The sequence below is a fragment of the Pseudomonas syringae KCTC 12500 genome, from assembly GCF_000507185.2.
GTDB lineage: Bacteria > Pseudomonadota > Gammaproteobacteria > Pseudomonadales > Pseudomonadaceae > Aquipseudomonas > Aquipseudomonas syringae.
In genome coordinates, this window is record NZ_AYTM02000002.1 from 3160932 (window position 1) to 3173606 (window position 12675).

The 12675-nt window shown below is 61.0% G+C and carries 12 protein-coding genes; 4 read left to right on the forward strand and 8 right to left on the reverse strand.

Annotation, left to right across the window (positions count from 1 at the left end):
• Nucleotides 1-229: 229 nt before the first annotated feature.
• From cueR to V476_RS14335, 3 genes are all read right to left on the reverse strand, one after another.
• The gene (gene cueR, locus V476_RS14325) at nt 230-628 is read right to left on the reverse strand and encodes a Cu(I)-responsive transcriptional regulator (RefSeq protein ID WP_003393431.1); all 399 of its coding nucleotides are present in this window, start codon (nt 626-628) and stop codon (nt 230-232) included.
• Nucleotides 625-2823 (reverse strand): heavy metal translocating P-type ATPase, encoded by a 2199-nt coding sequence (locus V476_RS14330; protein WP_024961417.1) that lies wholly within the window; start codon nt 2821-2823, stop codon nt 625-627. The genes cueR and V476_RS14330 overlap by 4 nt, the downstream gene beginning before the upstream one ends.
• 69 nt (nt 2824-2892) lie before the next feature.
• Nucleotides 2893-3273, reverse strand: a complete 381-nt coding sequence (locus V476_RS14335) for a hypothetical protein (protein ID WP_003347985.1) — start codon at nt 3271-3273, stop codon at nt 2893-2895.
• Between the two features lie 164 nt (nt 3274-3437).
• On the opposite strand from V476_RS14335, the gene V476_RS14340 reads away from it, so the two are divergent.
• Entirely contained in the window at nt 3438-3635 is a 198-nt protein-coding gene (locus V476_RS14340; RefSeq protein ID WP_003393427.1) for a heavy-metal-associated domain-containing protein, read from the forward strand.
• A gap of 137 nt (nt 3636-3772) precedes the next feature.
• A complete protein-coding gene (locus V476_RS14345; RefSeq protein WP_024649767.1) occupies nt 3773-4969 on the forward strand; it encodes a multidrug effflux MFS transporter in 1197 nt (398 codons plus the stop codon).
• 75 nt (nt 4970-5044) lie between these two features.
• On the opposite strand, the gene V476_RS14350 is transcribed toward V476_RS14345, so the two are convergent.
• Nucleotides 5045-6058, reverse strand: coding sequence for a zinc-binding alcohol dehydrogenase family protein (locus V476_RS14350; RefSeq protein ID WP_024661356.1), 1014 nt, complete (start codon nt 6056-6058; stop codon nt 5045-5047).
• A 117-nt stretch (nt 6059-6175) separates the two neighbouring features.
• Here V476_RS14350 and V476_RS14355 point away from each other — a divergent pair, with 117 nt between their 5' ends.
• Entirely contained in the window at nt 6176-7099 is a 924-nt protein-coding gene (locus V476_RS14355) for a LysR family transcriptional regulator (protein WP_004414936.1), read from the forward strand.
• Between the two features lie 436 nt (nt 7100-7535).
• A complete protein-coding gene (locus tag V476_RS14360; protein WP_003393423.1) occupies nt 7536-8228 on the forward strand; it encodes an ArsR/SmtB family transcription factor in 693 nt (230 codons plus the stop codon).
• Between the two features lie 130 nt (nt 8229-8358).
• Here the strand turns inward: V476_RS14360 and V476_RS14365 are convergent, their stop codons facing one another.
• The 4 genes from V476_RS14365 to fecE all read right to left on the reverse strand — a co-directional run bounded on the left by V476_RS14365 (nt 8359) and on the right by fecE (nt 12675).
• Nucleotides 8359-9312, reverse strand: a complete 954-nt coding sequence (locus V476_RS14365; protein ID WP_024663943.1) for an adenosine deaminase — start codon at nt 9310-9312, stop codon at nt 8359-8361.
• 78 nt (nt 9313-9390) lie between these two features.
• The gene (locus V476_RS14370) at nt 9391-10356 is read right to left on the reverse strand and encodes a 2-oxoglutarate and iron-dependent oxygenase domain-containing protein (RefSeq protein WP_024961418.1); all 966 of its coding nucleotides are present in this window, start codon (nt 10354-10356) and stop codon (nt 9391-9393) included.
• 77 nt (nt 10357-10433) lie between these two features.
• Nucleotides 10434-11528 (reverse strand): BMP family ABC transporter substrate-binding protein, encoded by a 1095-nt coding sequence (locus V476_RS14375; RefSeq protein ID WP_004407996.1) that lies wholly within the window; start codon nt 11526-11528, stop codon nt 10434-10436.
• A 355-nt stretch (nt 11529-11883) separates the two neighbouring features.
• Complete coding sequence (gene fecE, locus V476_RS14380; RefSeq protein WP_024961419.1) at nt 11884-12675, reverse strand: Fe(3+) dicitrate ABC transporter ATP-binding protein FecE; 792 nt, start codon at nt 12673-12675, stop codon at nt 11884-11886.

The following is a 12675-nucleotide window of genomic DNA, read 5'->3' on the forward strand; positions in this document are numbered from 1 at the left end:
GTACGGGCCCTTTCGCGAGCAAGCTCGCTCCCACAGGGAGTGCGTGTGGCAGGCGCTCCGCCGATTGCATGCAGTAAGCCCCTTGTGGGAGCGAGCTTGCTCGCGAATGCGATGGATCAGACGCACTGTTTTCGGAGCATTTACGGGTCCTTTCGCGAGCAAGCTCTCTCCCACGGAGCGCGTGCAGGCGCTCCGCCGATTGAATGCAGTAAGACCCTTGTGGAAGTGGCTAGCAACACCCGCCTGATGCCAGGTCCTTGAGGATCGGGCAGTCGGGGCGGTCGTCGCCTTGGCAGTGTTCCACCAGTTCCTGAAGCGTGTCGCGCAGGCTCGCCAGTTCGTCGATTTTGCGGTTCAGCTCGGCGATATGCTGACGGGCCAATGCCTTGACGTCGGCGCTGGCCCGCTGGCGGTCCTGCCAGAGGGTCAGCAGTTTGCCGACCTCTTCCAGAGAAAACCCCAGATCCCTTGAGCGCTTGATGAACGCCAGCGTGTGCAGATCGTCCGCGCTGTACAGGCGATAGCCGCTGTCGCTGCGATGCGCTGCCTGCAACAGGCCGATGGACTCGTAATAGCGGATCATTTTCGCGCTCAAGCCGCTGGTTTTCGCCGCCTGACCGATATTCATGGTGCGTCCTCCAGGTCGCGGGGTTTCCAGGTTTTCAGCAGCAGCGCGTTGCTCACCACGCTGACACTCGACAGCGCCATGGCCGCGCCCGCCAATACCGGATTGAGATAGCCCAGCGCCGCGAGCGGAATGCCGATCAAGTTGTAGACGAACGCCCAGAACAGGTTCTGGCGGATTTTCGCGTAGGTCCTTCGGCTGATGTCCAGCGCCGCCGGAACCAGTCGCGGGTCGCCGCGCATCAGGGTGATACCCGCTGCATGCATGGCGACATCGGTCCCGCCGCCCATCGCGATACCGACATCCGCTGCCGCCAGCGCCGGGGCATCGTTGATGCCGTCACCGACCATCGCCACCACATGGTGGCTTTTCAGTTGAGTGACAGTGGCCGCCTTGTCGGCAGGCAGTACTTCGGCATGCACGTCGTTTATCCCCAGTGCCCTGGCAACCACCTGAGCACTGCCACGGTTATCGCCGGTCAACAGATGGCTGCTGATGCCCCGCGCATTCAGCGCTTTGATCGCCTGATCGGTTCCGGGCTTGAGCGTGTCACCAAAGGCAAACATACCGATCACCTTTGGCTCCGGAGCCTGCTCGATGAGCCAGGACAGCGTGCGCCCCTCGGCTTCCCAGATGCGCGCGGACTCGGCCAGATCGCCCATTGGCAGGCCGCTTTCCTCCAGCAAACGTCGATTGCCCAACGCCAGCTCAAGGCCCTCAACGGTGCCAGCGATGCCCCGGCCGCTCAGGACGCGGCTGTTTTGCGCGGCATCAGGCGTGAGTTGCCATTCATGACAGACATCCAGCACCGCTCTGGCCAAGGGGTGTTCACTGCCGCGTTGCAGCGCGCCCGCCAGTTGCAGGAGGTGTTCTTCATTGCCCAGCACCGCGCTCATGTTGGTGATACGCGGCGTGCCCGAAGTCAGCGTGCCGGTCTTGTCGAACACCACTGCATCGACCTCGTGAGCCCGTTCCAGTGCCTCGGCGTCCTTGATCAGAATGCCGTAACGCGCTGCCACGCCGGTCCCGGCCATGATCGCTGTCGGAGTCGCAAGGCCCAGAGAGCAAGGGCAGGCGATCACCAGTACGGCGACGGCATTGATCAGCGCGACTTCAAGCGAAGCACCGACCAGCAGCCAGCCGGCCAGTGTGAATAAGGCAATCACCAACACGGTGGGCACGAACACCTGGCTGACTTTATCCACCAGTTTCTGGATTGGAGCCTTGCCTGCCTGTGCGTCTTCGACCAGACGAATGATGCGCGCCAGCACCGTTTCCGCGCCCAGCGCCGTGGTCCTGATCAGCAACTGGCCTTCGCCATTAATTGCCCCACCGGTGACCTTGTCGCCCGGTTGCTTGACCACCGGCAGGCTTTCACCGGTGATCAGCGCTTCGTCGGCATGGCTGCGGCCTTCAACCACTTCGCCGTCCACCGGAAAACGTTCGCCGGGTTTGACCAGCACCCGATCATCGAGCTGCAGCGCGCTGATCGCCACGTCCTGTTCAAGGCCGTCGACCACCCGCAGGGCGCGCTCCGGGCGCAGTGCTTCAAGGGCGCGGATGGCACTGGCGGTCTGGCGCTTGGCGCGGCTTTCCAGGTATTTGCCCAACAGCACCAGCGCGATCACCACCGCCGATGCTTCGAAGTACAAGTGCGGCGTCGTTCCGGGCGCAGCGTGCAGCCATTGATAGACGCTCAGGCCGTAGCCGGCGCTGGTACCGATGGCAACCAGCAGGTCCATATTGCCGGCACCTGCGCGCACGGCTTTCCAGGCGGCCACGTAAAAGCGTGCGCCAAGTATGAACTGCACCGGCGTCGCCAGCGCAAATTGCAACCATGCAGGCAGCATCCAGTGCACGCCCAGCGGTGACAGCAACATCGGCAGGATCAACGGCAGCGCCAGCAGGATGGCCAGCAGCAAGGCCCATCGTTCGTAGTGCAGGTGACGGGCTTTCTGGTCGGCTTCTGCGTGACGATCCTGGCTCAGGGTGGCGCCATAACCGGCACGGCTGACGGCGTCGATCAGGGTTTGCGGATCGGTGTGCGCCGCGGTGCCTACATGGGCGCGTTCATTGGCCAGGTTGACCGTCACGCTGTTGACTCCCGGTACTTTGGCCAAGGCACGCTCGACCCGACCTGCGCAACTGGCGCAGGTCATGCCGCTGATCGGCAGGTCGAAGGTGGTGGTGTCTGGCATGTGAATCACTCCCTGAGGCTGGCTACCTGCAAGGATCAACCTTGCCATACGGGCAAGGTCAAGCGCGAATCAATAGTTCAGGTCGGCTTTCTTGAGGTACATCCCGTTCAGGTCGGCTGCGATGCGGTACTTGAGGATGTCCCCCGCACGCAGCTGGATCTTGGTGCTGCGCGGCGCTTCCATGCCGGGCTCACAGCCCACGACGTTGCCGCGCAGGGTGCTCAGCCGCACCGAGACTTCACCGGCAGGCAGGTTGAAGGACACCGAGTCTTCCTGAAACAGCCTGCCGGCCAGACGGTCCTGCACGTAGATGCCGATCTCGCAGGAAGTCGCGACTTCCAGGCGCTCTCGGGAAATGATCAGGATGCCGTAGTCCTGAGCCGCCTGAGTGGCAGGTGTGATAGCCAGGAAACCGAGAATGCTGAAGAGGCTGACTGCTGACCAGCGCATCGCTGATACTCCTGATGTAAATGTGGCTGACGATAGAGGTGTCGATAACCCAGCTTGGCTCACGATTACGCCGAATACCAGCCCGGCAGCAATGGCAGAAACTTGACCTTGCCATCATGACAAGGTTGAAGATGCTCGCTGTTCATTACTGAAGGGGTGACATCATGCAGTTATTCAACGTTCAAGGCATGACCTGCGGGCATTGTGTTCGTGCGGTGACCGAGGCAATCAAACATGAAGATCCGAGCGCCGAAGTTCAGGTCGAACTGGCCAGCAAGCAGGTCAAGGTGCAAAGCAGCCTGTCGCCCGAGCGTATTGTCAGTTTGATCAGCGAAGAGGGCTATCAGGCGCAGCCGGCATGACCCAGAGCCGGGGGATCGACGCGGTCTCCCGGTCTGTAAACATTGAAAATTTTTGAATTAATTCCCCCGTTCGTCGTTCTCTGCAAGGTAAGCCGGGTAAACTAGCCCGTTGCTCTGCATCTGTGAATGGACACCCGATGAATCTACGAACGATCCTTATCCTTGGCTCATTGAGCGCCTTCGGCCCTCTGGCCATCGACTTCTATCTTCCTGGCTTTCCAGCCATGGCCTCGTATTTCGGGACCGATGAAAAACACGTACAACTGACCCTGGCCGCCTATTTTTTGGGGCTTTCCCTGGGGCAATTGGCTTATGGTCCTGTGGCTGACCGATTCGGTCGGCGCATTCCGCTGCTGGTCGGTGTGACCCTGTTCATGCTCGCCTCGGTCGCCTGTGCCTTTGCGCCGAGTCTTGAATGGCTGATTGCCGCGCGCTTCGTACAGGCGCTGGGTGGCTGTGCCGGGATGGTCTTGTCACGCGCCATCGTCAGCGACAAGTGCAATGCCGTCGAGTCGGCCAAGGTCTTCTCGCAACTGATGCTGGTCATGGGGCTGGCACCGATTCTGGCTCCTATGCTGGGCGGTGTGCTGGTCAGCACTTTTGGCTGGCAATCGATCTTCGTCAGCCTCTCCCTGTTCAGCGGCGCCTGCCTGGTGGCGGTTGCACTGGGGTTGCCGGAAAGCATGCCGGCCACCACACCGCGCCAGCCATTGAGCGGCGCGCTGGGGCAGTACCTCAATCTGTTCAAGGACAGTGTGTTCATCGGTCATGCGCTGACCGGTGGCATCGCCATGGCCGGGATGTTCGCCTACGTCGCAGGCTCGCCGTTCGTGTTCATCAAATTGTATGGCGTGCCGGCCGAGCACTACGGCTGGTTGTTCGGGATGAATGCGGCGGGCTTCATTCTGGCGGCGCAGATCAACGCGCGTATTCTGCGCAAGACCGGTCCGGCGTTTTTGCTGTCGCGCATGGTCTGGGTCTATCTCGCTGCGGGGCTGGTGTTGCTGGCGATCAGCTTGCTGCGCACCGAGGCGCTTTGGCCGCTGCTGGTGCCGCTGTTCATCTGTGTGGCAAGCCTGGGCTGCATCATCCCCAATGCGTCGGCCTGCGCCATGAATGGCCAGTGGGCACGCGCGGGCAGTGCCTCGGCGTTGCTGGGTTGTCTGCAGTTCAGCGTCGCCGCCGTCGCCGCCAGTCTGGTGGGCTTGCTGCACGACGGCACGGCTACACCGATGGCGTTGGTCATCAGCCTGTGCGGCGTGCTGACCGTGGGCCTCTCGGTGCTGACGCGACGTGCGCAGGCCCGGCGCGACGCATCGCTTCAGACCGCCTGATCGCCAAAGCGATGATGTCAGTCGCGCCGGGCGTGACTGACATCATCGACTTCATACGGCGCAGACCTCTACGGCTCAGAAGCCTTCCAGTACGATCTTGCCCTTGGCCTTGCCGCTTTCCAGCAAGGCATGAGCGCGGCGCAGGTTTTCGGCATTGATGGTGCCAAAGTGCTCACCGAAGGTGGTTTTCAATGTTCCGGCGTCGATCAGCTCGGCAACCCGGTTGAGCAGATTGTGCTGCTCGATCATGTCCTCGGTTTCGAACATCGACCGCGTGTACATGAACTCCCAATGCAGCGACAGGCTCTTGCGCTTGAGTTTCGACACGTCCAGCGACTTGGGATCGTCGATCAGCGCCAGCTTGCCTTGTGGCTTGAGCGCCTCGACGAGCTGATCCAGATGCTGTTCGGTCTGGGTCAGGCTCGCCACATGAGTCACGTGTTTGAGGCCGACGCGTTTGAGCTCTTCGCTCAGCGGCTTGCTGTGATTCAGCACGTGGTGCGCACCCAGTTCATTGACCCAGCTTTCGGTTTCGGGCCGCGAGGCGGTGCCGATGACTTTCAGCGATGTCAGTTTGCGCGCCAGCTGGGTCAGTATCGAACCCACGCCACCGGCGGCGCCGACGATCAGCAGGCTGTGTGCGCCTTCACCTTTTTGCTGCGGGATCTGCAGTCGCTCGAACAGCAGTTCCCAGGCGGTGATGGCTGTCAGCGGCAGCGCCGCCGCATGGGCGAAGCTCAGGCTCTTGGGCATGTGGCCAACGATGCGTTCATCCACCACGTGCAGCTCGCTGTTGGCACCCGGCCGGGTGAGGGAACCTGCGTAGAACACCTTGTCGCCCGGCTTGAATAGCGTGACCTGGCTGCCGACGGCCTTCACCACACCCGCCACGTCCCAGCCGAGCACCTTGCCTGCACCGTCCTCAGGCTGGACGTTTTGGCGGATCTTGGTGTCCACCGGGTTGACGGAGATGGCCTTGACCTCGACCAAAAGATCGCGATCGCCAGCAGTCGGCTCGGGCAGTTCGATATCCTGCAATGATTTTACGTCGCTGATGGGCAGGGACTGGTAGTACGCAATGGCTTTCATGTCAGGGTCCTCTCCGAAATAAAAAATGATGAAGAGATCATTGGCTATTTCCAGTAAAGATAAAACCCGCTAAAACGGCAGGCTCTTTCAATTTTATTTTGATAATACGAGGCCTTGATGCTGCGTTTTGATGACTTGCAGTTGTTCGTACGTGCGGCGGATCTGGGCAGCCTTTCTGCCGCAGCGCGGGTCATGGACATGTCTGCGGCGGTAGCCAGCGCGGCGCTCAAGCGTATCGAACGGCAGCTGGGGACGCGCTTGCTGGCCCGTTCGACGCGCAGCCTGCGCCTGACTGCCGAAGGCGAGGGGTTTCTGGAATACGCGCGTGCTGCACTGGGCAGCCTCGAGGAGGGGCGGCGCTTGCTGGCCAGCAGCCAGGACCGTTGCGAGGGCGTGCTGCAACTTTCGGCACCTTCGGATCTGGGGCGCAACGTGCTGTTGCCGTGGCTCGACGAATTTCAACAGCAGCACCCGCAACTGACTGTGCGTCTGCTGCTGGGTGATCGTATTGCCGATCTGTTCCGCCAGCCTGTCGACGTGGCGCTGCGCTACGGCGAGCCGGAAGATTCCAGCCTGGTCGCCCTGCCGGTGTTGCCTGACAACCGCCGGGTATTGTGTGCGGCGCCGAGTTACCTGCAGCGTCATGGCGAGCCGCATCAGGTCGAGCAACTGGCGCAGCATAACTGCCTGCTGTTCATGCTCGGCGATCGCGTTCATGACCGCTGGACGCTGAACGACGGCAAGCGCGAAATCAGTCTGACGGTCAGCGGCAACCGGTTCAGCGACGATGCCGACGTCGTGCGCCGCTGGGCGGTTGCGGGCGAAGGTGTGGCGTACAAATCCTGGCTGGACGTGGCCGCAGATGTGCGGGCCGGGCACCTGAAAGTATTGATGCCTGACCTGATCGGGGAGCGTGCGCCATTGAACCTGTTGTGCGCGCATCGTGCGCAACTCAGCAAGCCTGTCATTCTGTTACTGGAAATGCTCAGGTCACGGTGTAAGCAACATGCTGTAAGTCTGTCGTCCGCGAGCGTGTTTTAATCGCCGCGCCCCAGTAGGAAATGGCCTTCGGAAGTGTCGGAAAATATAATTTTCGAAGGCCGTTCAATAACGCGAAGTTTCGCTGCCGGAATAAAGTTGAAACTGACTGTTGTTGAGTGGATTTGGCATTTTTGTCATAGCCATTACGCTTGTCTTTTTAATCCTCTTTTGAAGTGTCGCTGCAAACCCCTTGTATAGAGGGGTTGCGGCGTAGCCGTGGTAACAACTTGGTGTTCAAGGCGCGCTCTACAGTCAGGCGTTTTTTTGCGTCGTGGTGTGCCCACCGTTTGTAAGAGGCGTTTTTCACCCACCGGGGGCGCAGGGCATAGAGTTTATACTTGTCATGACATATAAGAGCCACGTTCAACTCTATCGAGGCGTGATTGCTTTCACCCAGTCATCACCATAGATGAATGTTTCAACAGGGAGTGAACACATGGAATACGGACCTTGCATCAGCCAGATCGCAACCTTGCTGGCCGACCCCAAGCGCAGCGCAATGATCTGGGCACTGATGGATGGTACTGCTCGCCCTGCCGATGAATTGGCAATCCTGGCGGGACTCTCGACTTCTTCTGCTGGCGCCCATCTGGCGCGGCTGACCAGTGGCGGTCTGTTGAAACAGGAGGTCCGCGGCCGCAAGCGCTTCTTTCGCCTCGCTGCGCCGGAAGTGGGGGCGGCGGTCGAGGCCTTGGCCTGTGCTTCGCTGGCCAGTGCTGAACAGATCAATCGTCGCTTTGCCCAGCCCACGCCGCCCTTACCGCTACGCCGCGCAAGAATCTGCTCCGATCATCTGGGTGGCGAAATGGCTGCCGAGCTTTATCAGCGCCTGCTGGAAGCCGGCTGGATAGAACAGCAGGAGAAGCGCGTCGAGGTCACCAGCAAGGGGGTGGCCAGATTTGCCGAACGCGGCATCTATATACCCGCGCTGGCGCAACGCAAGCGTGAAACGGTCTGTGTCTGTCCGAAATGGAACGATCGCAACCCGCATCTGGGCGGCGCGCTGGGGGCGGGGTTGTTGCAGCTGTTCATTCAGATGGGCTGGCTGCGCACCACTGAAGAGTCCAGCACCTTGCAGGTCTCATCCAGTGGGCAGCGGGAAATCAGCAAGATCGCAGCGGCGGCCTGACGGAGCGACAGGTGTGGCGCGCTCCTCCCCTATCGTGCCAATACTCCGCGTTGGCATGCAGTTCCGGACGCTCTGCGTCCTCTGCGGCGCGGAGCGTCAGGAGCGATGGGGGTAGCCGCTCAATCACTCTCTAGGGCTTGACCAGTCGTGCATCCAGGCTGTTTTGCGCCAGGCGTCTGGCCTGATCTTCGGTCATGCCCAGGTGGGTGTACAGCGCGTGGAAGTTCTCGGTCACGTAGCCACCGAAGTAAGCCGGGTCGTCTGAATTGACGGTGACCTTCACGCCGCGCTCGAGCATGTCGAGGATGTTGTGCTGGGCCATGTCGTCGAACACGCAAAGCTTGGTGTTGGACAGCGGGCAGACGGTCAGCGGGATCTGTTCGTCGATGATGCGCTGCATCAGCCGCTCGTCTTCGATGGCGCGCACACCGTGGTCGATGCGCTGGATCTTCAGCAGGTCCAGTGCTTCCCAGATGTATTCGGGCGGACCTTCTTCCCCAGCGTGGGCCACGGTCAGGAAGCCCTCGTTGCGCGCGCGATCGAACACACGCTGAAACTTGCTCGGCGGGTGGCCCATCTCCGAGCTGTCGAGGCCCACGGCGACGAACGCATCACGGAACGGCAGCGCCTGATCGAGGGTTTTTTCGGCTTCTTCCTGGGACAGGTGACGCAGGAAGCTCAGGATCAGGCCGCTGTCGACGCCCAGCTTCGACTTGCCGTCTTTCAGCGCACCGGTAATCCCGGCCAGTACCACTTCGAACGGGATGCCACGGTCGGTGTGGGTTTGCGGATCGAAGAACGGTTCGGTGTGGATAACGTTTTGTGCCTTGCAGCGCAGCAGGTAGGCCCAGGTCAGGTCGTAGAAGTCCTGCTCGGTGCGCAATACGTCTGCGCCCCGGTAATACAGATCGAGGAATTCCTGCAGGTTGTTGAAGGCATACGCCTTGCGCAGGGTTTCGACGTCATCCCACGGCAGGGCAATCCTGTTGCGCTCGGCCAGGGCGAACAGCAACTCGGGTTCCAGCGAGCCTTCGAGGTGCAAGTGCAGTTCTGCCTTGGGCAGGGCGTTCAACCAGTCGTACATATTCTTTTCTCATCAGGTGCAGATCCCGGGCATTCTACAGATGCACGTCGCTGCGCAGGGTAAAACCTGACCGAACGTTCAACTTGCCTCCTGTTCGCGGCGATAAGCGTAGGTATCCGCGAAGCGCGACAGCAGAAATTCGGCGCAGGTGGTCACCGGATAGCGGGCCGGATGATCGTCGCTCTGGCAACCGGGTAGGCATTCGATGCGCGTGTCGGGGTGCGGTTCGGCGAAGAACGGCATGGAGTAGCGATCAACCCCGAGCGGGCTGATGACCCGGTGCGGCGTGGACAGATAACGATCGTTGCTCCAGCGCGCCATCATGTCGCCCAGATTGACCACGAAGGTATCGTCAAGCGGTGGCGCGTCGATCCATTCGCCATGCACATCACGCACCTGCAAGCCGCCCGCCGTGTCCTGATACAGCAGGGTGATGCAGCCATAATCGGTATGCGCGCCTGCGCCTTGTTGCTCGGCCGAGGTCGCCGTACCACGCGGCGGGTAATGAATCATGCGCAGCACGCTGACCGGGTCCTTGAAGCGCTGATCGAAGAAATCGCGCTCGATGCCCAGTGCCAGGGTCATGGCGCGCAGTAGGGTTTGCGCCAGCGCCTGCATGTCCAGATAGTGTTGTTCCATCAGGGCTTCCCAGCCGGGAATGTCCGGATGCCGGTTTGGCCCACGCAGCGGTTTACCCGCCAGCACGTCGGGATGACGGGCATCCAGATGCAGGCCCATGTCGAAGGTTTCCTTGAGGTCGCTCGGCAGGCTGGGGTCCAGTTGTTCGGTGGCGATGGCGCCGTAGCCGCGATGGTGCGTGCTTTGGGTGATGTCGATCAGGAGCTTTTCAGCTGCAGGCCGGGCGAAGAAGTCCTTTGCCGCCGATTGCACCTGTTCGATGCGTTGCGCGCTGATCGGGTGGCCCTTGATGTAAAAGAAACCCCACGCCCGACAGGCACTGTCGATTTGCCGGGCGACATCCTGCCAGGCCTGAGTGTCCGTGCCGTAGAGCGGGGCGATGTCGATGACGGGAAGCTGGTCCATTAACCGGTCCTGAAAGGGAAGTGTCGATGATCGTGCCTGGCGCGGCAGGCACGATGGTCAGGCAGCTGACGGGCTGATTACTTCGGCAGCTCGGCCTTGATGCCTTCGACGTAGTAGTTCATCGACGCCAGCTCGGCGTTGGTCGCGACCACGCCGTCAGCAATTTTCACAGTGCCGTTCTGGTCCTTGATCGGGCCGGTGAACGGGTGGAATTCGCCGCTTTCGATGCTGGCGATGATCTTCTGCGCCTCGGCCTTCACGTCAGCAGGCACCACGTCGCTGATCGGCAATTCGACCGTTCCTTCCTTCAGGCCGCCCCAATAATCCTGTGGTTTCCAGGTACCCGCGATGGCGCCTTCGGCGGCCTGAATGTAGTGCGGGCCCCAGTTGTTGACGATGGAGGTCAGCACTGCTTTCGGTCCGAAGTGAGCCATGTCCGAGGCATAACCGACGGCATACACGCCACGACGCTCGGCGGTCTGGATCGGCGCAGGACTATCAGTGTGCTGGAATACCACGTCCACGCCCTGATCGATCAACGCGTTGGCCGCATCGGCTTCCTTGCCCGGATCGAACCAGGAGTTGACCCACACCACCTTGATCTCGGTACCCGGGTTGTATTTGTTCAGCGCCAGCTGGATGGCGTCGATGTCGCGCAGCACTTCAGGAATCGGGAACGAGGCGACATAACCGATCTTCTTGGTCTTGGTCATCTTCGCCGCGATGTAGCCGCTCACGTAGCGACCTTCATAGGTACGGGCCAGATAAGTGCCCATGTTCTTGTCCTGCTTGTAGCCGGTCGCGTGCTCGAACTTCACCTTGGGGAACTGCTTGGCGACTTTCAGCGTGGGGTTCATGTAGCCGAACGAGGTACTGAAGATCAGGTCGTAACCGCCCTTGGCCATGTTACGGATAACCCGCTCGGCGTCTGCACCTTCCGGCACGTTTTCCACGTAGCTGCTGGTGACCTTGTCACCCAGCGCCTTGACCATCGCCTGACGGCCCTGTTCATGCTGATAGGTCCAGCCGTGGTCGCCGATAGGGCCGATGTAGACGAAGCCGACTTTCAGCGGATCGGCTGCCGAGGCGAGCAGGCTGGAGCCGATGCCGACAACAGCGGCGACGGCGCACAGCAGTTTTTTCAGGGGACGACGTGGGTTGGTCAGGTGCATCGGGTCTAGCTCCTTGCGGTCTTGTTGGAATGCCTACCCGAGCAATGCAATTAACTGACCAACAGGACAACTTACGATGCGGGCTTGCTTCCCTGCGCAGCGCGCCTATTGTTGTACATAGGTTTCGATGAGCCTGGAATATGTGACTTTCAGGTTTCTGCCCGCAGGGCGTGGGAGCGAACTTGTTGGCGAAAGGGCCGATATATACTCCGAAAAATCATCGTCTGACCGATCTTCTTCGCGAACAATGCGGATCGCCGCCCCGGTCGCTCCTACGGCCTTCGGCCAGAATCAAGAGCAGTTTTGTGTATAGCCAGAGTGCGGCGGGAAGGTGCAGACGCTGTGAGCTGCGCCGCTAACTGGTGCAGCGCGTACTGCGCTCGACGATGCACATCGGCGTGCCTGCCACAGGTTCGCGCATGATCTGCACTTGCACATCGAACACCTGGCAGACCAGCTCGGCCGTCAGCACATCGCCCGGCGCGCCGCAGGTCACCATGCGTCCGCCCTGCATGACCGCAAGGTGGTCGGCGTAGCGGCAGGCCTGATTGATGTCGTGCAGCACGGTAATCACCGTCTTGCCTTCGGCACTCAGTTCGCGCATCAGGTCCAGCAGTTCGACCTGGTGGCTGATGTCCAGATAGGTGGTCGGCTCGTCGAGCAGGACGATGGCCGCGTCCTGCGCAAGGATCATCGCCAGCCAGGCGCGTTGTCGTTGCCCGCCGGACAGATCGGACAGCGGACGCTCGGCCAGTGTGTCCAGCTCCATGCGCTGCAAGGCTTGATCGACACTGTGCTGATCGGCTCCACTCAGGCGTCCCCACAGGCTGTTGTGCGGACTGCGACCGTACGCCACCAACTGGCGTACGCTGACGCCTTCTGGAATTGGCAGCACTTGCGGCAGAAAAGCCACCTTGCGCGCCAGTTCGTTGGCCGACAGCTGACCGTAGGCGGTGCCATCCAGGCTGAGACTGCCCGATTGCGGGGTGAGAATCCGTGCGAAGGCCTTGAGCAGGGTGGATTTGCCGCAACCATTGGGGCCGATCAGCGCAGTGACCTGCGCAGGCGGCGGGCTGAACGACAGGTCTTGCACGATGCGCGTCGCGCCGTAGCCGATGTCGAGGTGCTGCGCCTTCAGAATAGTCAT